18 protein-coding genes are annotated in these 18,618 nt (G+C 70.4%); 7 read left to right on the plus strand and 11 right to left on the minus strand.

What is annotated here, in order from left to right:
* Positions 1 to 87 precede the first annotated feature (87 nt).
* From rpmG to ABD978_RS30785, 3 genes are all read right to left on the minus strand, one after another.
* Positions 88 to 252, minus strand: coding sequence for a 50S ribosomal protein L33 (gene rpmG, locus ABD978_RS30775; protein WP_345362588.1), 165 nt, complete (start codon positions 250 to 252; stop codon positions 88 to 90).
* A gap of 79 nt (positions 253 to 331) precedes the next feature.
* Positions 332 to 2,446, minus strand: coding sequence for an ArnT family glycosyltransferase (locus ABD978_RS30780; RefSeq protein WP_345362590.1), 2,115 nt, complete (start codon positions 2,444 to 2,446; stop codon positions 332 to 334).
* A gap of 77 nt (positions 2,447 to 2,523) precedes the next feature.
* The gene (locus ABD978_RS30785) at positions 2,524 to 2,934 is read right to left on the minus strand and encodes an organic hydroperoxide resistance protein (protein WP_345362592.1); all 411 of its coding nucleotides are present in this window, start codon (positions 2,932 to 2,934) and stop codon (positions 2,524 to 2,526) included.
* 83 nt (positions 2,935 to 3,017) lie between these two features.
* On the opposite strand from ABD978_RS30785, the gene ABD978_RS30790 reads away from it, so the two are divergent.
* On the plus strand, positions 3,018 to 3,629 hold the full coding sequence (locus ABD978_RS30790; protein WP_345362594.1) for a TetR/AcrR family transcriptional regulator: 612 nt from the start codon (positions 3,018 to 3,020) through the stop codon (positions 3,627 to 3,629).
* Here the strand turns inward: ABD978_RS30790 and ABD978_RS30795 are convergent.
* Complete coding sequence (locus tag ABD978_RS30795; protein WP_345362965.1) at positions 3,597 to 4,064, minus strand: GyrI-like domain-containing protein; 468 nt, start codon at positions 4,062 to 4,064, stop codon at positions 3,597 to 3,599. The two genes, ABD978_RS30790 and ABD978_RS30795, sit on opposite strands and share 33 nt — an antisense overlap.
* Before the next feature lie 32 nt (positions 4,065 to 4,096).
* On the opposite strand from ABD978_RS30795, the gene ABD978_RS30800 reads away from it, so the two are divergent.
* Entirely contained in the window at positions 4,097 to 4,252 is a 156-nt protein-coding gene (locus ABD978_RS30800) for a hypothetical protein (RefSeq protein WP_345362596.1), read from the plus strand.
* A gap of 116 nt (positions 4,253 to 4,368) precedes the next feature.
* Here the strand turns inward: ABD978_RS30800 and ABD978_RS30805 are convergent, their stop codons facing one another.
* Complete coding sequence (locus ABD978_RS30805; RefSeq protein WP_345362599.1) at positions 4,369 to 5,127, minus strand: PIG-L family deacetylase; 759 nt, start codon at positions 5,125 to 5,127, stop codon at positions 4,369 to 4,371.
* A 198-nt stretch (positions 5,128 to 5,325) separates the two neighbouring features.
* Here ABD978_RS30805 and ABD978_RS30810 point away from each other — a divergent pair, with 198 nt between their 5' ends.
* The gene (locus ABD978_RS30810) at positions 5,326 to 6,351 is read left to right on the plus strand and encodes a hypothetical protein (protein WP_345362602.1); all 1,026 of its coding nucleotides are present in this window, start codon (positions 5,326 to 5,328) and stop codon (positions 6,349 to 6,351) included.
* A 132-nt stretch (positions 6,352 to 6,483) separates the two neighbouring features.
* Positions 6,484 to 7,062, plus strand: a complete 579-nt coding sequence (locus tag ABD978_RS30815) for a Uma2 family endonuclease (protein ID WP_345362605.1) — start codon at positions 6,484 to 6,486, stop codon at positions 7,060 to 7,062.
* A 149-nt stretch (positions 7,063 to 7,211) separates the two neighbouring features.
* On the opposite strand, the gene ABD978_RS30820 is transcribed toward ABD978_RS30815, so the two are convergent.
* Positions 7,212 to 7,802 (minus strand): TetR/AcrR family transcriptional regulator, encoded by a 591-nt coding sequence (locus ABD978_RS30820; protein WP_345362608.1) that lies wholly within the window; start codon positions 7,800 to 7,802, stop codon positions 7,212 to 7,214.
* A 2-nt stretch (positions 7,803 to 7,804) separates the two neighbouring features.
* Positions 7,805 to 8,449, minus strand: a complete 645-nt coding sequence (locus ABD978_RS30825; protein ID WP_345362611.1) for a hypothetical protein — start codon at positions 8,447 to 8,449, stop codon at positions 7,805 to 7,807.
* Positions 8,450 to 8,577: 128 nt separating this feature from the next.
* Between ABD978_RS30825 and ABD978_RS30830 the strand changes: the two genes are divergently transcribed.
* Positions 8,578 to 9,075 (plus strand): MarR family winged helix-turn-helix transcriptional regulator, encoded by a 498-nt coding sequence (locus tag ABD978_RS30830; RefSeq protein ID WP_345362614.1) that lies wholly within the window; start codon positions 8,578 to 8,580, stop codon positions 9,073 to 9,075.
* Positions 9,076 to 9,184: 109 nt separating this feature from the next.
* Here the strand turns inward: ABD978_RS30830 and ABD978_RS30835 are convergent, their stop codons facing one another.
* Positions 9,185 to 9,685: a GNAT family N-acetyltransferase gene (locus ABD978_RS30835; protein ID WP_345362617.1), complete on the minus strand. Its 501-nt coding sequence runs from the start codon at positions 9,683 to 9,685 to the stop codon at positions 9,185 to 9,187.
* 291 nt (positions 9,686 to 9,976) lie between these two features.
* Here ABD978_RS30835 and ABD978_RS30840 point away from each other — a divergent pair, with 291 nt between their 5' ends.
* Both ABD978_RS30840 and ABD978_RS30845 read left to right on the plus strand, forming a co-directional pair.
* Positions 9,977 to 10,129 carry a hypothetical protein gene (locus ABD978_RS30840; protein WP_345362619.1) on the plus strand — a complete coding sequence of 51 codons (153 nt, stop codon included), beginning with the start codon at positions 9,977 to 9,979 and terminating at the stop codon, positions 10,127 to 10,129.
* Between the two features lie 277 nt (positions 10,130 to 10,406).
* Positions 10,407 to 11,585 carry a serine hydrolase domain-containing protein gene (locus tag ABD978_RS30845; RefSeq protein WP_345362621.1) on the plus strand — a complete coding sequence of 393 codons (1,179 nt, stop codon included), beginning with the start codon at positions 10,407 to 10,409 and terminating at the stop codon, positions 11,583 to 11,585.
* Between the two features lie 70 nt (positions 11,586 to 11,655).
* Here the strand turns inward: ABD978_RS30845 and ggt are convergent, their stop codons facing one another.
* The 3 genes from ggt to ABD978_RS30860 all read right to left on the minus strand — a co-directional run bounded on the left by ggt (position 11,656) and on the right by ABD978_RS30860 (position 18,578).
* Positions 11,656 to 13,605 carry a gamma-glutamyltransferase gene (gene ggt, locus ABD978_RS30850; RefSeq protein WP_345362623.1) on the minus strand — a complete coding sequence of 650 codons (1,950 nt, stop codon included), beginning with the start codon at positions 13,603 to 13,605 and terminating at the stop codon, positions 11,656 to 11,658.
* A gap of 455 nt (positions 13,606 to 14,060) precedes the next feature.
* Positions 14,061 to 15,575 (minus strand): alpha-L-fucosidase, encoded by a 1,515-nt coding sequence (locus tag ABD978_RS30855; protein ID WP_345362626.1) that lies wholly within the window; start codon positions 15,573 to 15,575, stop codon positions 14,061 to 14,063.
* Between the two features lie 60 nt (positions 15,576 to 15,635).
* Positions 15,636 to 18,578 (minus strand): beta-galactosidase, encoded by a 2,943-nt coding sequence (locus tag ABD978_RS30860; protein WP_345362629.1) that lies wholly within the window; start codon positions 18,576 to 18,578, stop codon positions 15,636 to 15,638.
* Positions 18,579 to 18,618 lie beyond the last annotated feature (40 nt).

The following is an 18,618-nucleotide window of genomic DNA, read 5'->3' on the forward strand; positions in this document are numbered from 1 at the left end:
GCCGCCATCCGACCCGCCCCGTCACACGCGCCAGTCATGTGGTGGCGTGGCCGCCACGTGCCGGCGCGCGTCGTCGAGCCGCCGTGCTCAGCGCTCTTCGCGGAAGGCGACGTGGCGCCGGGCGATCGGGTCGTACTTGCTGAGCGTGAGACGGTCAGGGTCGTTCCGGCGGTTCTTGCGGGTCACGTACGTGTAGCCGGTGCCCGCCGTGGACCGGAGCTTCACGATTGGCCGGAGCTGGTTCCTCGCCACGGTGGTCTCCCCTCTGAGGCCGTGCGGTCCTTCCGCACCGATCGCGACAACGAATATCGTTCCCAGATATTCCGCGTCGTCACGCCGTGCCCGTCGCCTTCGTCGACAGGTCGTACACCGTCGTGCCGCCGACCGTCTTGGCGGCATAGTTCTGCTGTACCCAGGCCGCGATCCGCTGGGCCACGTCACTGCCGCCGGAGCTCGTGCCCCGCCCCATGCCCATCGTCGACCCGCCGACGAAGTAGTGGATCCGCCCCGCGCGGACGTACTCCTGGAACCGCTGCAGGCTCGGCGCCGGGTCGGTGCCGTTGAACCCGCCGATCGCCATCACCGGCTCGCCGGTCGCCAGTTGGTATCCGGAGGCGTTGTTCGATCCGACCGTCGCGGCGACCCAGGTGTACGAGCGGGCGTTCTGCTTCAGCGCGGCGGTCAGTGCGGCGCTCGGCGTGGTGGCGTTCAGCAGTCCGCCGGGCCCGCCGCCCGCCCCCGGACCCCGTCCGCCGCCGCCCGGCGCCTGCGGGCCCCCTCCGTTGCCGGTGCGCGCGCCGCCGGGGAAGCCGCCCCCGGGGAACCCGCCGCCGGTTCCACCTCCGGGGAACCCGCCACGGCCACCGCCCTGCGGCCGGAAGCCGCGGCCCATCCCTCCGGGGCGGCCGCCGAACCTCGGCATCCCGCCAGGCCCGGACGACGGACCCGCCGTCGGGATCGCTCCGGTGTGCGGCGTGCCGGCCGTCTCGACGGCGTACGCGGCCGGTCCGGCGATCGAGCTCAGGACCGCGACGGCCAGTGCCGCGCCGAGCAGCCGGCGCGGGGCGCGGCCGGCCGAGGCCAGCAGCGCGGCGGCGAGCGGGCCGCCGACCAGCACGACCAGCCGCAGCCAGGGCAGGAAGTCCGGCGTACGGCCGAGCAGGACGTACGACCACCAGGCGGTCAGCGCGACGGTCCCGGCGAGTGTGAACGACGCGACCGGCCGGTGCCGCTCCCGCCACAGCACCGCCCCGCCCATCCCGGTGAGGGCCGCGACCGCCGGGGCCAGCGCGACCGTGTAGTACCCGTGGAAGATCCCCTGCATGAGGCTGAACACCAGGCCGGTCACCAGCAGCCAGCCGCCCCACAGCGCGAACCCGGCGAGCTCGCGGCGGCGTTCCCGGCCTCGCGTCAGCCAGAGCCCGGCGACGAGCAGGACCAGCGCGGCCGGCAGCAGCCACGCGACCTGCCCGCCGAGCTCGGCGCCGAACATCCGCGTCAGGCCCGCGTCCTGGTTCAGGTTGCCGAGCCCGCCCGTCTCGTCGCCGTTCAGCCGCCCGAGGCCGTTGTAGCCCAGGGCCAGCTCCAGGACGCTGTCGTGCTGGGAGCCGCCGATGTACGGGCGGGAGCCCGCCGGCACCAGGGCGACGACCGCGACCCACCATCCCGCCGCGACGACCAGCGCGACCCCGGCGAGGAGCAGCTGCCCGATCCGCCGCCGTACGGGCGCCGGCGCCAGCAGCAGGTACACCAGCGCGAACGCCGGCACGACGAGGAACGCCTGAAGCATCTTGGCGAGGAAGCCCAGCCCCACGCAGGACGCCGCGAACACCAGCCATCGGGTGCTCGCGCCCTCCACCGCTCGCACGACCCCGTACGCGCCGAGCGTGAGGAGCAGCACGAGCAGCGCGTCCGGGTTGTTGAATCGGAACATCAGCGCGGCCACCGGGGTGGCCGCCAGGACCGCCCCGGCCAGCAGCGCTCCCGCGATCGCCGTACGGTCGCCGTACCGGCCGAGCGAACGCCGCACCGCCGCGTACACCACCCCGACGGCCGCGACGCCCATGAGGGCCTGCGGCACCAGGATGCTCCAGGCGTTCACCCCGAAGACCCGGGCGGACAGCTCCATCGGCCACAGCGCCATCGGCGTCTTGTCGACGGTGATGAAGTTCGACGCGTCCGACGATCCGAAGAAGAACGCCTTCCAGCTGCGCGTTCCGGCCTGGACGGCGGCCGAGTAGAAGGAGTTCGCCCATCCGGAGGCGCCCAGCCCCCACACGTACAGCACCGCCGTGGCGGCGAGCAGTCCGAACAGGGCGGGGCGCGCCCAGGCCGGGTCTTCGCCGGGCCCGCGGAGCACCCTGCGGGCGAGGTGACCGCCACGGGCGGCCGGCACGCCGTGCTCCGGCTCGGCCTGCCGGGGTGGTCCGGAGGTCATCGAAGTCATGAGACCACGGTCGGCGACGGACGTCAGCGGTCCCTGAGCCGACCATTAAAGGCCGGTGAGAATCCGGCCGGGAGCGGTCACTCGGTCACGAGGTTGACGGGGATGTTGCCCCGGGTGGCGTTGGAGTAGGGGCACACCTGGTGGGTCGCCTCCAGCAGATCCTGGGCGACCTCCGGGGAGAGGCTCTCGGGCAGCTTGGCCCGCAGGGTGACGTCGAGGCCGAAGCCGCCCTTGCCGTTCGGGCTGAGACCGACCTCGGCGGTGATCGACATACCGGTGACGTCGACCTTCTTCTTTCCGGCGACCAGCTGCATGGCACTCGCGAAACAGGCGGCGTAGCCGGCCGCGAACAACTGCTCGGGGTTGACGCCGTCGCCGTCGCCGCCCAGCTCCTTCTGCAGGGCCAGCTTGACGTCGAGCATGCCGTCCGACGTCGTTGCGCGGCCGTCGCGCCCGGTCGAGGTGGCGCTGGTGGTGTATCGGCTCATGTCCTTGCCTTTCAGAGAGTAGACAGACCTGTCTGTCCGTTGCGGTCTCGATGCTAGACAGGGCTGTCTAGTACCGTCAAGGAGTGGACACTCATTCGCCGGCGGGTCGGCGAGGCCCGGCCTGGGCTCGCATCTTCGAGACCGCCACGCGCCTGTTCTATGCCGAGGGCGTGCACGCGGTGGGCATCGACCGCATCATCGCCGAGGCCGGCGTGGCCAAAGCGACCTTCTACCATCACTTCCGGAGCAAGGACGACCTCGTCCGCGCCTACATCGTCGAGCAGAGCCACCAGCAACGTCGGCTGGCCGAAAAGTTCGCGGCCGCCACCCCCCGTGAGGCGCTGCTGCTCGCTTTCCAGAAGATGTGTGAGTTCGGTGCGGAACCCACCTATCGCGGTTGCGCGTTCATCAACACCGCGGCGGAGTACCCCGATCCCGCCCACCCCGTGCGCCAGGCCATCGACGAGCACCGAGACTGGAACCGCCGGTTGTTCCGCGACCTACTGGCCGCCGATGGTCACCCTGACTCCGCGCGCACCGCGGAGATCCTCATGCTGCTCAAAGACGGGCTCGCGGTCGGTTCTGACCTCGACGATCCCGAGTCCGTCGGCATCGCGGCTCGTGAAGCCGTCACCAGAGTCGTGGACGGCGGGAATGATCGGTCATTCGCCGACGCCGGCGGGCCGCGTCGATAGACGTGCGTCGGCGTCCGTCCGGAAGATCGGCCAACCGATCTCGGTCCGCCACTGGGACGGGTCCGCGGTGTCGCGCGGGCCGGTGAGGTAGTACTCGCGGATCGCGCCGTCGACGGCGAGCGCGTGGCGGGTCACATAGGCGGCCAGCGTGCCGTAGGCCCGGTCGACCTCCGAGGGCGGCCCCGCGTGGGTGATGACCGCGAGTTCGGCCGCCGGTACCACCAGGGAGGTGACCCGGCCCAGCGGCCGGGTCGGCCCGGCGCACGGAACGAAGACCGTCGCCCGGCCGCGATGGTGGGTGAACAGCTCGTCGGCGTAGACGCCGCCGGCCGGACCGTCGGGGGTCAGGTTCTGCGCGCTCAGGGTCGCGTACAGCTCGCCGAGCGCCCCCTGGAGCCAGGCGACGGAGTCCTCGGCGTCGACGACCTCGCTGATCGCGGCCGCCGGCCGTCACGTCCGCCGGCGACGTGACCGTCCATGCCGACATCGCGCGGTTCACCGTCCAACTCGTCCCGCACGGCGGCGAGGTCGCCTGGGCCGCGCGCGTCTTCCTCCTCCTTGGCGACGACGGCCGCATCCGCCAGGACTACCACCTGACCGTCAAACCCCTCGCCGTCCAGTAGGGCGACCCCGGGACGCGTACGGAAGGCTCGGTATCGGCGTTCATGCCGTAGGCACGAAACGGTGCCTACGGCATGAAGGCCTTCGACCGGACGTGGTCTTACCGAGCCTTCCGGCCTCAGCCGAACCAGTCCTCGCCTGTGGACGCCGCGAGCTCGCGGCGGATGTACCACTCGGTGCCGAGGAGGCGCTCGCGCTCGGCGTCGGGAAGGCCGGCGAACATCGCGGGCCCGGCACCGCGCTCCGCCTCCGACTCGTGAGCCTGGAACGCCTGCCACTTGCGGTCCGCCCAGCGCCGTACGTCGAGCGTCGTGGTGACCCGCTCGTCCGGGGTCCCCGGAAGAACCTGACCGGGGTCCGGCGGGGAACCGAAGATCCTCTCCCACTCGGCGAGCACGACCGAGCGGGGGACGGTCACCAGGGAGAGCGCCCGTACGGGCCACGGCGCACCGGCGTCCGGATACAACTGCTCGTACGCGGCGGCCTCGACGGCGGCCAGGGTCGCGCGGTGCGCCCGGACGTGGTCCGGGTGCCCGTAAGCGCCGTACGCGTCATAGGTGACGACGACGTCCGGCCGGAAGTCGCGGATGTGCCCGACCAGCCGTCCGACCACCTCGTCCAGTGGCGCTCCGACGAACGCCTCGCCTCCGGAATCGGCGCTCCCGGCGTCCGCGTAGCCGAGCAGCCTGGGGTCCCCGGCCCCGAGGATCGACAGCGAGCGCCGCAACTCCTCGACGCGCCGCGTCCCCTCCGTCCAGGTGCAGGTCACCACCCCCGTACGAACGCCGGCGTCCGCGGACCGGGCCAGCATTCCGCCCGTCCACAGCGCCTCGTCATCCGGGTGCGCGTGCACGCACAGCACTCCTCCGTCCGGCACCGGCTCTCCCCTTTCATCGTCGGATCGTGATCGTAGAGGTCCGGATGGGGGGCCGCGCTCGGCCGGACGGCCCCTCGGCCGGTGGTCCACGGAGACCGGCGCGCACCTACCACCGGCGTACGGCCGTCGACCGGCGGATCGGGCCGCTAGACCATCGGTGCTATCCGTGCCGCCCACCGGATCGGCAGGCTCGGCCCCATGAAGGACATAGCCGGTCGACAGGCCGCGATCGGGTCCGGTGGACCGCCGCTTCGGCGGCGCGTCGCTCCGGCCGTCGCCCTCTTCCTCCTCGCCCCGGCCATCGGCGAACTGCTGCTCGGCAATCTGCGGGTCGAGGAGACGGTGGCCTTCCTGCCCATGCTCGCTCCGCTGTACGGCGGCGGCGCCCTGCTCATCCGCGAGACGGCGCGGCGGGCCGGGCGCGGACCGGCCACGATGCTGATCCTCGGTGTCGCGTACGGGCTCGTCGAGGAGGGACTGGCCGATCAGATGCTGTTCAACCGGCACTACGCCGGAAACGACGAGATGGGCGCGACCTACATCCCCGCGCTCGGGATGGGCGGCTGGCTGACGGTCGGCGTGCTCACCATGCACGCCGTCTGGAGCACCAACGTCGGCATCGCGCTCGTCGAGGCGCTCGTCCCCGAACGTTCAGAGACACCCTGGCTGGGCCGTACCGGACTGGGGATCACCGCCGCCGTCTTCACGGTCGGCACGGTCGTGACCACCTGGGGAAGCCATCACGACGAGCACTTCTTCGCCGCGCCGCCGCAGTTGCTCGGCACCGCGGCCGTCATCGTCCTGCTCGTCGTGGTGGCCTTCCGCCGACGACCCGCCGGTCCGCTCCCCGGCACCGCACCTCGACCGGCCGTCGTCGGGTGCGTCGCCTTCGTCGCCTCGGGCGCGTTCCTGTCCACCGCAGACCTGCCCGGCTGGTGGAGCGTCGCGGCGGCGGTCGCGCTGCTCGCCGCAGCGATCATCGTCGTCGGCCGGTGGTCCCGGCGGCGAGACTGGAACCGGCTGCACCGGCTCGCCCTGGCCGCGGGTGCGCTCCTCACCTACGCCTGGACGGGGATCGGCATGCGCCCCGAGTCGGGCCCGAAGCGGACCGCCGACTACGTCATGAACGCCGTGCTGGCCCTCGGCGCGGTCGTCCTGGTCGCCTGCGCGGTCCGGCGCTCCCGCGCCGCCCGCCCGCCATCCTCGGTCACAGTTCGCAACTGATCCTTGCCGGAACGGAGACCACTGCTTCCCATCTCTCGCTATCATCCGTTGGATCCCCGACGTGATCGAGTCGTCGCTGTGCGTGAGCGATGGGCTGTGTCACACTGAAGCATGCGTGGAGGTGAGGACGGCATGGCCATGCCGCTTCCAGCTGATTCGCCGCATGACCATTACACCGTCGAGGACTGGCTGAACCTGCCCGAGACCATCGGGCAGCGGATAGAGCTCATCGACGGGAGTTTCGTAGTGAGTCCCTCGCCGGTGGCCAACCACCAACTCTGTGCGGGCAGGCTACGCACCCTCCTCGCGGCTGCCGCCCCGGACGATCTTGATGTGGTCGAGGCGTTCGGGGTGCGAACGGCCACTGAGGTCGTGCTTCCGGACGTGGTCGTCGGCGACGCAGAGGTGCTCGTCTCTGGAGCGACCGTACTGCTGCCCGAGCAGACGCACCTCGTCGCAGAGATCGTCAGTCAGGGGAACCGGCGAAGGGACTACCAGGACAAGCCGCGAATCTATGCGGCGGCCGGCGTTCCTACCTTTCTCAGGATCGAGCTTATCGGGGCGAATCCGCCGTACGTCGAGGTGCTGAGCCTGCGTGATGGCGTTTATGTCAGCGTCGCCCACGTTGATGCCGGGCAACCCGTGAAGCTGACCGATCCGTTCCCGGTCGAGTTCGATCCGGCCCGGCTGCTCGGCCGGCGCTTCCGCTGAGTCGCGTCTCCGGCGAGGGGCGGCGCCCGGTGTCCGGGCGCAAGGCTCGGTGAAAGGCGCTGGGTGGAGGGGACGATTCCGGCGTCATGGGATGAACCAGGGTGGGATCGGGGGGCTTCACCGAGCTTTTCGTACGGTCTGTCGGCCGCTCAGCGGGGCGGGGTGGGGCTGGGCTGGGACGCCAGGTCGCGGAACGCGGTGTCGAGGGCGGCGATGAGGTGGTCGAAGGTGAGGTCGAGAGACTCGGGAAGGCCGAAGCCGCCGGCCGTTTCGAGGGAGACGAGGCCGTGGCAGACGGTCCGCCACATGCGGATCGCGTGGATCAGGTCCGGGCCCTGCAGCCCGTATCCGCTGATGGCGGCGGCCGCGACCGCGACGGCTTGGTCGCTCACCATGGTGTACTCCTCGTCGCCGGGCGTCGGGGCCTGCACGCTCGCGGCGTAGCGGCCGGGATGGGCGAGGGCGTAGGTCCGGTAGGCGCGGGACACCGCCCGCAGGCTGTCCCGGCCCGTCAATCCGACGGCCGCCCTGGTCACGCTGTCGGTGAGCTCGCGGATGGCCAGCAGCGCCACGTCTCTCTTGACGGCTTCGAGCCCGTCGACGTGCTTGTACAGGCCGGGGAGGGAGACGCGGCACCGCTGGGCGACCGCCGCGAGGGTGAGCCGGTCCAGGCCGACCTCGTCGGCGACGGCCGCCGCTTCGGCGACGATGCGGTCGGGGGTCAGTCCAACGCGGGGCATGGTCACCGACCGTATCGCCCGAGCGTGATGCCCGCGCCGGTGACGAAGACCAGCAGCAGGATCAGGGCCGGCGCGGCCAGCAGGGCGAGGCCCTGCAGGAGGAACAGGTAGACGATGCCGGAGGCCGCGATGGACACGGCGAGCGCGCCTCCGGCACAGCGCAGCCAGCGGGGGAACGCCCCTGACGCGGTCGCCGCCGCGCCGACGACGGCCAAGGCGAGCATCTTGACCCCGTCCAGCCGATCACCCGCCTGGAACAGCAGGTGCGCGGTGTCCGGCGCGGTCGTGCGGGAGAGCGCGAGGCCGAGCACGAACTGGGTCAGGGAGATCACGGCGGCGACCACACCGGCGACCCCGATGACCCTGCCGACGGCCGCCGAACCGGCGCGGAGCGCGGTCCGGGCGAGCAGGACGGAGATCACCGCCAGGCCCGCCGTCGGCAGGCCCTCGGTGAGAAGGAACTGGGCTGCCACGACGCCCTCGTGCCCGGCGATAGCGGTGACGATCTCGCTCCCGGAGGCGGTGAGTTTCGGGCTGGGCGCGCCGAGGGACAGCCCCGCGACCCAGGACAGGGCGTAGGCCACGCCCGTGACGGCGGGGACGGTGAGCAGGCGGGGGCGGACGGGTGCGGTGGCCGAGACGTTCATTGACGCTCCAACGAGGCGAAGTTAATGCAACTAACTTCAAGTTAGTCGTATTAACTTATAGGCGCAAGCGATCTCGGCCGTTCGGGCCGAGTGCGATCACGCGGTACCGCGAGGCGAGGGGGAATCTGGTGGTCCCACAGGTGGTGGTCCAGGAAGCCGGCGTGCGGCAGGACCAGCGGATGCCCGGCGCCGAGGTCGCGGTAGGCGAGGCGGCCGTCCTCGTCCTGCTGTACGAACACGGGCCCATGACCGTCCCGCAGATGGGGCGTGCACAGGCGTTGAGCAGGCAGTTCGTGCAGCGAATGGTCAATGAGGCGGCGGTGCGGGGCCTGGTGGAGATCAGTCCCAACCCCGCGCACAAGCGGTCCTCGCTCATCCGGCTGACCGGCGAGGGTGCGGCGACGACGACCGCGCTCGTCGCCCGCGAGCGGGAGATGCTGAGCCAGGTCGACGGTGAGCTGACCGACGACGACATCGCCGCCTGCCTGCGGGTGCTGACCCGAATGCTCGAATTCCTCGACGACGTCGACGTCGACCTCGACGTCGCATTCCGATCAGAAGGTGAGCGGCATCCTCGCGGAGTCCGCTCGGTGGGCGAGTGTGCCGGAGATGCGGGACGCACGTGAGCAGTTGAGGGCGGTCCAGCCTTCTACGAGGGCCTGACCGGCCGAGCGACCGAGATTCGGTCATAGCGGTGTGCGTGCCCTCACCGCCGGCCCACCCACACGTCACGGTCTATGGCTGGAGCGCCAGGTCGCGCTGATACCAGGTGCCCGGCTTACCGCCGAGGTCGGCCGGGTCTGCCGGGCCGACCGGGATGAACCCTGCCTTGGTCAGCACCCTCTGGGACGCGGCATTGTCATGAGAGGTGGCCGCTCGCAGTGTGCGCAGCCCGTGCCGAGCCACCGCCAGCCGGTACAGCTCCCGGACGGCCGCGGTCGCCACGCCGCGGCCGGCGACGTGCTGCGCGACCCGGTAACCGAGCTCGGCAGTGCCGTCCCCGAAGCGGTACAGGTTGAACCGGCCCAGAACCGAACCGTCCTCGGCGACGAGCACGTAGAAGGCGCCAATGCCGGCCTCTTGCTCAGCCAACAAGGCGCCGTGCTGGTCGGCGAACTGGTCGAAGAACTCGTCACCGCGGTCGGAGACCGAGGCGGCGAAGTAGGCGCGGTTCGCCACCTCGAAGGCCAGGACCGCCGGGGCATGGCCGGCATGCAGCCGCTTCAGCTCGGGCACCGCCCGACTCTAGCCAGATGATGCGTTGAGGCCACCTGAGTTTCCGCCGGCGGCAGACGGCCCCCAAGACCAGGGCGCACAACGATCTGCGGCTGGAGTACTAGGACGCGGTTCCCTACACACTCCAGCCTTGCATGTCCGGATTGGGGTGGATGTGCCTTTTCTGGACGAGTCGAGTGAGGTCGTATGCCGACGCATGAGTGGACGCTGGCCGATGACCGCCCTGGCAGGGGCGGTCCGCGGAAGCGCAGAAAGGCACTCACCATCAGCGGTGACTCGTCCCATTTCACGGTGACCGTGGAGGTGCTCGACACTGTGACGAAGCAGCGGCTCGCGGTGCAGACATTCGAGGTCCGCGGCACCACGACGTTCGGTGGTACCACGCCGGCTCAGGCGCCGGTCGGCCTGGCCGGTATCGAGTGCCGGATCGCCAAGGTCCTCTGAAGACCGACGCCGGGGTAGTCGTGCCCCCTCATCAGCACCTGGCCGGCCTCGGCGCCTCCGCCCGCGTCACCGCCGACGCCGACCCAGCCGCCCGCCGACGCGCTAGGACGCTTCCGGGCCCGGTAGCCGCCGACCGCTACCGCTGCGGTATCCGTTAAGGCGATGTCATCACGCTACGGAGGGAGACCCAGGTTCCCCCGGCATGGGGACGCCGCCGTGGGCCCTGTGGGCGTTGAGTGCTGCCGTGGCATTTCGACGTACTCACAGGAGGTATCTGATGGACGCACGTGCGAAGGTCCGCTGGCGGACCGTGACCGTGGGGGCGGCCTGCCTGGCCGCGCTGGCGGTGCCGATCACTTCGGCCCGTGCCGCAGGCGGCCGGGCGTCGGTCTCGCCGGCCCAGAGGGAGCAACTGCAGCGGTCGCTGGACGCGGTGACGGCCGCGGGGGCGGTGGGGGTGCAGGCCGAAGTGATCGGCACCGACGGCCGGTGGCGGGGCGTCAGTGGGCACGCCCGGCTGGGTGGCGCGCGACCGGTGCCCCGGCAGGGGCGCTTCCGGATCGGAAGCATCACCAAGTCGTTCACCGCGACGGTCCTGCTCCAACTCGCCGCGCAGGGAAAGGTCGGCCTGGACGACCCGGTCGAGCGGTACCTGCCCGGCCTGGTGCCCGGCGGGCAGCAGATCACACTGCGACAGCTCCTGAACCACACCTCAGGGATCGCCGATTACCTCGATGACACCACGACCTATCCGATAGCCGGCCGGGAGTTCCTGGAGAAGGTGCGGTTCCACACGTTCCCGGCCGAACAGCTCGCCCGCAGCGGCGTCGCGCTTCCGCGGTACTTCCCGCCCGGCAAAGGCTGGCACTACTCGAACACGAACTACGTGCTGGCCGGTCTCATCATCGAAAAGGTCACCGGCCGGTCCTGGCAAGACGAGATCACCCGCCGGATCGTACGGCCGTTGGGGCTGCACGACACGACCGTGCCCGACAGCGACCCCGACCTTCCCGGCCCGCACGCGCACGGATACATGGAGATCGACGGCGGGGCCGTCGACATCACCCGGATGAACCCCTCGATCGCGGGACCCTCGGGCGCGATCACCTCCACCACCGGCGACCTCGATCGGTTCTACGCCGCGCTGCTCGGCGGCCGGCTGCTGCCCGCGACGTGGCTCGCCGAGATGAAGAAGACGGTCCCGATTCCTGACGGCGGCCCGGCCGGCGAGGCGGACGGGCTGGGCCTGGACAGCATGCGACTTCCTTGCGGTGTCAAGGTCTGGGGCTACGACGGAGGCATCGTCGGCTACGGCAGCAAGAGCCTGCACACCGCCGACGGCCATCGGGGCATCACCCTGTCCGTGACCCTGCGCGACCTCTCCGACCCCCACACCAGACAGATCCTGGACGCGATCCAGAAGACGGTCGACACCGCCTTCTGCGGCACCCCCTGAAGACATTCCGAACGGCACCCGCCGATGCCTGGGCCGGCACCGCTCGGTGGCGATGCCCGGGCAGGTGCGCTCACCAGCCGACGGCACTGCCGTCTTTCCTGAGGTCGGAGGCGGCCCGGTAGACGCCGTCGACCGGGGACGGCGAGGCACCTCCGGTCGCCACCCGCTCGGCGGCCTGCGCCTGGGACTGGCTCTGGGCCTGTTCCTGGGATTGGGTCTGGGCCTGTTCGCTCCGGTCGCCGGCGATCTCCCGGTCGAACACGATCGCCTGGAATCCGCCCATGGCGCTGCCGACCGACTTCGCGACGTGATGGCCCATCGCGGAAAGCTGCCGTCCCACCAGGTTGAACAGCTCGGGTTCGAGCTGGAGGACATCGGTCTTCTGGTCATGGCTGAACCGCGCCGCGTCGGCGGCGGCCTGCGGGTTCATCCCCAGATCGACCAGGTTGATGATCTCGGTCGCCTGCGCCTGGGCCTGTTCGCTGCCGCCCACGTTTCCGAACGCCATGACGGGATGGCCGTTCTGCATCACGAAAGCGGGGATGAGCGTGTGGAAGGGGCGCTTACGGGGGGCGACGACATTCGGCGACGATGGGTTCAGCGAGAACTGTGACCCACGGTTCTGAAGAGGGAACCCATAGCCGGGAACCGTCACCCCCGACCCGAACAGTTCAAAGAGACTGTAGATGAACGAGACCATGTTGCCCCACCGGTCGGCCACCGCAAGATACACGGTTCCCGAATCAATCGACGCCCTGACGCGCGGCGGCGTGGCCCGGCGTGGGTTTATCTTCTTGCACTGAGCTATCGCATACTCCGTCGAAAGGAGTCGGCCGAGCGGGACCGAGGTGAATCTCGGGTCGCCGTTGTAGGTGTTGAGGTCGTCGTAGGCGAGCTTCTTCGCTTCGACCAGCAGGTGCCAGAATTCTGGTGAGCGCGGCCCGAGGTTGGCGAGATTCAGGCCGAGGACGGGGCCGCATTGCTGAAGGATGTTGAGCATCTCCAAGGCGGCGAAGCCCTGGGTGTTCGGCGGCATCTCGTACACGTCGTAGCCGTGGTAGTTGATGCTGATGGGCTCGACCCATTCGGCGTGGAACTCTGCGAGGTCCGCCGACGTCATCGCTCCGTTCAGCTTCTTGATCTTGGCCACGACGGCGTCCGCGATCTCGCCGGTATAGAAGGCGTCACGGCCCTTCCTCTGCAGGACCCGGAGGGCATGTGCGAGGTCCGGATTGCGGAAGATGCTGTACAGCGGTGGAGCCTTGCCGTCGCGGAGGAACACCCGTACCGAGTCGGCGTCGGTCTTCAAGACATCCACACCCTCCTCCCAGTCGCTGTGGATCTGCTCGGTGATTCCGAAGCCCTCTTCGGCGAGCGTCACGGCGGGTTCCAGGACGACGTCGAAGCCCCGAGTGCCGAACCGCTCGAGCAACCGATGCCAGCCTTCGACGGCGCCGGGCACGCTGATGCTGTCGACACCGTGCTCTGGCATCCCGGTCTTCTCATCGAAGCCGCGGGCGTGGAAATAGTCGAGATCCCAGGCTTTGGGGGACCAGCCACTGGAGTTCAGCCCGAACAGCTTCCGGTCCTTCGCCGAATAGTAGATGGCGAACAGATCGCCGCCCAGACCCGCGCTCTCAGGTTCGACCAATCCGAGAACCGCCGCGGTCGCCACTGCCGCATCCACGGCGTTCCCGCCCTTTTGCAGGATTCGCAGGCCCGCCTGCGCGGCAATGGGCTGGCTGGTCGCGACGGCGCCGTGCCGCGCGACGACCTCGGAGCGAGTCTGCTTCGGCCAATTGCTCGCGCGGTCTCCGCGTACGGCCGTGATCCTGGCGCCCGGGTTGGGGATCGAATCGGTCGGTCGGCCGAACGGCGTCGGGCTCGGACCTCCGGCACCGGTGGTGGGCCGCGCCGCGCGTGACGTACTCGCCACGGCCAGATCGGCCGTACCTCCCAATGACGCCCACCCCATCGCGGCGCCGCTTATCTTCAGAAAAGAACGGCGTCCCAATCGCATAGGCGGGACGATAGCCAAGGCGCTGCCTTCCCCGGTCGCCCGTGAGCGAGGGCAAGGATTCCTTGGTATGAATCTGGGAGTCTCTACATCTCAACCACGATTAACGACTCAGGACACTAGCTCCAGATCGTGCATATCGGGGCGGCCGTTATGCGGTCGCCGAGGTCGTATACCTGTCGTCCGGTGTGTAGCACGAGTCCACGGACGAAACGGTCTCCCAGTTCGTCGCGTAGCCAGGCGAGATGGCGGCCCGAGTCGCGGTTCGGTCCGGTGGACGCCTTGACCTCGATCCCGATGACGCGATGTCCGGCCAGCTCGATGAGGATGTCGATCTCCCGTCAGCCGTGCCGTCGTCGACGATGCCGCCTTCACGCACGCGGCGGTACCGATTTCATGCATAGCGGTTGGGCCGTCCCGTCTCTGACGGAGGCGGGACGGCTTTGAACGTCGCGGGCTCAGGCCGGGCGGGGCTTGCGGTCGGTTCCGCCGCAGTCGAGTTGGCCGGCGATGGCGACGTCGCCGCCGACGGCGGACAGGGCCTCCAGGCGGACGTAGCGGGCCGTCGCGGGCCGGAAGCGTACGTGCTTCAGGGCGTGGTCGGCGGCCCAGGTGCCCTTCGCGACCTCCTTGAAGGTCGTGCCGTCGACGCTCACCGAGATCCGGTACGCGGTGATGGTGCCGGTGGTGACGAACTCGTCGAACGAGTACGGCGTCACCGTGTCCTGCCGGGGCAGGTAGGTGAAGGTGTCGAGGCCGGAGTAGCGCCGTCCCAGGTCGAGCGTGATCGCCTGCGGGAGCGGGCCCGTGGACGTCCACAGGGTCTGGTCGGCCTCGCCGTTCCAGCCGTAGTCGCTGTGTCCGTCGATCGCCTTGGCGGCGTCGCCGCTGGTGGCGGTGGCCGAGACCGGGGTGACCGGGTGGCGCAGGACGTCCGGCTGGGCGGGCAACGGCGGGCGGGACCGGTCCGGTCGCCAGCGCCGCCCGACCTCGCGGAGCGTCGCGACGACGCTGTCGTCGAGGAGGCCGTCGGTGTTCGGCGGGCAGTTGAGGATGAAGGTCGCGTACCGGGATTCGAGGACCTTCAGATGGCCGTCGACGAGCTGGTCGGTCGTGATCAGGTCGGTCGGCGTGGACGGGTGCCAGAACCAGCCGGACGGGGAGATCGTCTGGCCTTGGGAGGCGGCGTAGGTGTTGCCGGGCGGGCAGAAGACGCCGCCCTTCGGCTCTTCGAAGAACAGCAGTTCGGAGTGCCACGGGACGGTCAGGCCGTTGAGGTCCAGGACGAGGCAGTCGGGCTGCAGCGCGGCGACGTGCTCGCGGATCTCGGCGAACGGCAGCGTCTGCTGGCCGAACGCCCAGTGCCACGCCCACCCGTCGAAGAGGAGCAGCGGGATCCGGCCGTAGTGGGCGAGCAGCTCGGTGAGCTGGTTCTTGACGAACTCGATGTTCGCCCGGGTGATCGGCGGGTCGTCGTCGAACCCCTTCGGGCCGACGCCGTTGGTGCGGTCCCAGATCGAGAAGTACAGGCAGGGCGTGATGCCCCGGGACCGGAACGCGTCCATGTACTCACCGACGATGTCCCGCTTGACCGGGCTGCTCGCCACGGAGTACCGCGTGTACTTCGACGGCCAGAGACAGAAGCCGTCGTGGTGCTTGGCGGTGAGCACCGCGAACCGCATGCCGGCGGCCTTGGCGGCGTCGGCCCACTGGCCGCAGTCCAGCTTCGCCGGATTGAAGGAGAGCGGGTCCTGGTCGGGGTCCACCCACTCGGCGTCGTGGAAGGTGCCCATGTTGAAATGCAGGAACATCCCGAAGCGCCAGTCGACGAAGCGGCGCTGCAGGGCGTACCGGTTGCCGCGGTGGGCGAGGGGCGCGGCGGCGGCTCCGGTAGCGGTCAGGGGGAGGGCCGCGGCTCCGGCGGCCGTGGCGGTCGCGGCGAGGAAGGCGCGTCTGCTCGGCGAAGAGGTCATCGATGAAGCCCCTTTCGGGGTCCGTGGCCGGGCGGGCGCCCGGCCACGGACCCGTGGAGGTCAGCGGAAGGAAGGGGAGGGGACGTCGGACACGGGCACGCCGCCGCGCTCGTTGTCGAGCGCGACCAGGCTCACCGGCGCGGGCGTCGCGTCGGCGCGGGCGACGATCGCGAGGGCGAGGGTGTTGCCGCCGTGCTGCCGCAGCAGGCCGGCCGGCAGCGTGAAGTCCGTCTGCGGGCCGATGTCCCCGCCGTACTGACCGAGGTTCCAGCCGTTGAGGAAGATCTGCACGCGGTAGCCCTGTCCGACCGGCCCGCCGAAGCGGAGCGCGATCGGCACGTCCTGGCCCTTGGGCAGGTCGAGCCGGAAGGACGTGCGCTGCCACGTCACGCCGGGCGTGACCTCGGTCGCGGCGCCCGTCTTCCAGGTGCCGTCCGGGTACGCGGGCAGGTGCCAGCCCGCCCGCTCGCCGTACAGGCCGCCGCTGTTCAGCGGGCCGCGCGTCGGGTCGGTGAGGTTCTCGCCGCCCTTGGCGCCCTGGATCCGCCAGGCGATCGGGGCGTCCGAGCCGGCGACGGTGACCGCGTACAGGCCGCGCGGCTGCTTGAACCGGTTGTCGTCGGCGATCCAGTCGTCGTTGTGGCCCTGGTTCTCCACGAGGACGGACAGGACGGCCTGTTGTCCCGCCTTCACCAGGCCCGCCGGGATCGTGAAGTCGCCGCGTCCGGGATCGGGGTTGACCGGGGCGTCCGCGTCGGCCTCGACGCCGCCCGCGGCCGAGCCGAGGTACCGGCCGTTCAGCCAGACGAGGTAGGAGCCGCGCTTGCCGGTGAAGGCGTTCAGCGACACCTTCGTCTCCGCGCCGGTGCCGGTGAACCGGCCCCGGTACCAGACGTCGCCGTAGTGGTAGCCGTAGTCGTCGGCGTACAGCACGGTCGGCGTCTTCGGCTTGAGCGGGCTCTCGGTCGTGGTCTTCGTCGCGGCCGTCCAGCCGGAGTCGTCGAAGGCGGGCTGCGTCTCGGGGGACTCCGCCTTCGACCGCCAGCCGGTGAGCGCCGGCAGGCGGACGGCCTTCGGACCGGGCAGCGTGCCGAGCAGCGACCCGCTCGCGGTCGGCCGCGTCCCGACCGGCGAGCCGTTCACGACCAGGCGGCGGGCGTCGCCGAACACCTCGATGTCCTCGGCCTTGGCCGTGTCGGCGCGGACGTACGCGGTCTGCCCGCTCACGGTGGCGGAGCGGACGAGCGACGTGCCGCGCACGAGCAGCGGGCCCGCCTGCCAGAACTTCGCGGCCTCGGCGTCGGTGCCGAGCAGGAGCAGCAGCGGACGCCGCCCGCCGCCGCTTATCAGCACCCGGGCCAGGCCGGAGTGGGTGTAGTCGAGCCGCAGGTCACCGGAGGAGGAGCCGGGAGGTACGCCGGGGTCGGTCGGTCGGGGAGAATACGACGCCTTCACCGACCCCTGCAGCACCTTCACGGTCGGCTGCGAGGAGTAGCGCAGCACGGTCGAGCCCTGCGTGCCGTCCGTGCCGTACAGCACCGCGACGTCCCGGCCGCCCGTGTACGAATTCGTCATCAGTTCGGAGTTCGACCAGACGAGCCGCTGGCCGCCCAGGTCGTAGCCCGCGATGAGGACCTTGGCGTCGCGGCCCTTGACCCGTACGGGCACCTGGTAGCGGCCGTCCGGGGTGGTCCAGTCGAGCGTGGCCGAGTCGTCGGTGGTCGCGGTGTGATCGCTGTGCCGGACCAGTACGAACTGCGTGCGGGTGTCCGGATTGGCGCGCGCCACGGTCTCGATCGCCTTGTCCGAGGACGCCGGGGCGGTCGCCGGGTCGGTCCTGGTCAGCGGCGCGACCGAGGCCAGGAAGAGGTTCTGCCGCTTGAACTCGTCGTACTTGTCGCTCAGCAGCCGGTTCTCGGTGATCGCCGAGCCGTAGTCGTAGGAGGTGTAGACGTCGTTCGGCTGGGCCAGCCAGCCCCAGTTGGTGCCGCCGAAGCCCATGTAGTAGTTGAAGGCGGTCGCTCCGGACTCGATGAGGTTCGACTTGTAGAAGAACTTCATGTACTTCGGGCCGGTCAGCTCCCGGCACTTGTCGAAGCCGGCGTTCTGCTGGTCGATCGACCCGCCCTGGTACTCCGCGGCGAACACGGGCGTGTCGTCGCGCAGCCGCTCGGTCAGGCCCGCGCCCCACGGACCCCAGCTCGTGTCCGCGTTGGCGCAGTCGAAGCCCTGCGGGTAGTCGTCGACACCCGGAATCTGCACCGCGCCCTGCCCGGACGCCCACGTGGAGGTCCAGGACGCCGCGTCGCAGCAGTCGTTGGTCATCGTCGGCACGTCGATGCCGTCGGCGCGCGCCTTCTTCTGGATGTCCTCCATGTACGCCGCGTCGGTCGCCTCGGCGTACTCGTTCTCGACGTTGTAGAGGATGACCGAGCCGCCGCGGGTGATCTGGTGGCGGGCGAGGATCGGGTCGATGTGGCCGAGCCAGTCGCGGTACGCGGCCGTGTAACCGGGCGCGCTGGTGCGGGCCCGGCCCGGCACGTTCTTCAGCCAGGCGGGGAAGCCGCCGCCGGTGGTCTCGGCGTTGATGTACGGGCCCGGCCGCGCGATGACGTACAGACCGGCCTGCTGGGCGATGGTGAGCAGGCGGTCCACGTCGCGTACGCCGGTGAAGTCGTACACCCCGGCCTTGGGGGAGTGGTAGGCCCAGTCGAAGTAGATCGAAACGGTGTTGAACCCGGCGGACCGGTACTTCTCCAGCACGTCGCGCCACAGGTCGGGGCTGGGCAGCCGGAAGTAGTGGAACTCCGCCGACCGCAGCAGCACCCGCTGCCCGTCGATCGAGACGGAGTAGTGGTCGTACGTCACCCGGTGCCTTGGCACGGCGGCGACGGCGGTGGTCGGCGGGGAGAGCGGGGACACCGCGAGGGCGAGCGTCGCGGTCACGGCGGTGAGGAGGGCGAGAAGCCTGAGTTTCAGGCGGCGGACGGGTCTGACGTTCACGAGCCGGGCCTCCGATGGCGGTCGTGGAGTCGGAACGGTC

Origin of the sequence: Actinoallomurus liliacearum, from assembly GCF_039542035.1 — a bacterium.
GTDB lineage: Bacteria > Actinomycetota > Actinomycetes > Streptosporangiales > Streptosporangiaceae > Actinoallomurus > Actinoallomurus liliacearum.

What these genes read in the sequence shown, in the direction of transcription:
- ABD978_RS30780 (WP_345362590.1), bottom strand. Translation starts at nt 2,446, where the DNA reads ATGACTTCGATGACCTCCGGACCACCCCGGCAGGCCGAGCCGGAGCAC.
- ABD978_RS30785 (WP_345362592.1), bottom strand. Translation starts at nt 2,934, where the DNA reads ATGAGCCGATACACCACCAGCGCCACCTCGACCGGGCGCGACGGCCGC.
- ABD978_RS30810 (WP_345362602.1), top strand. Translation starts at nt 5,326, where the DNA reads ATGAAGGACATAGCCGGTCGACAGGCCGCGATCGGGTCCGGTGGACCG.
- ABD978_RS30815 (WP_345362605.1), top strand. Translation starts at nt 6,484, where the DNA reads ATGGCCATGCCGCTTCCAGCTGATTCGCCGCATGACCATTACACCGTC.
- ABD978_RS30820 (WP_345362608.1), bottom strand. Translation starts at nt 7,802, where the DNA reads ATGCCCCGCGTTGGACTGACCCCCGACCGCATCGTCGCCGAAGCGGCG.
- ABD978_RS30825 (WP_345362611.1), bottom strand. Translation starts at nt 8,449, where the DNA reads ATGAACGTCTCGGCCACCGCACCCGTCCGCCCCCGCCTGCTCACCGTC.
- ABD978_RS30845 (WP_345362621.1), top strand. Translation starts at nt 10,407, where the DNA reads ATGGACGCACGTGCGAAGGTCCGCTGGCGGACCGTGACCGTGGGGGCG.
- ggt (WP_345362623.1), bottom strand. Translation starts at nt 13,605, where the DNA reads ATGCGATTGGGACGCCGTTCTTTTCTGAAGATAAGCGGCGCCGCGATG.
- ABD978_RS30855 (WP_345362626.1), bottom strand. Translation starts at nt 15,575, where the DNA reads ATGACCTCTTCGCCGAGCAGACGCGCCTTCCTCGCCGCGACCGCCACG.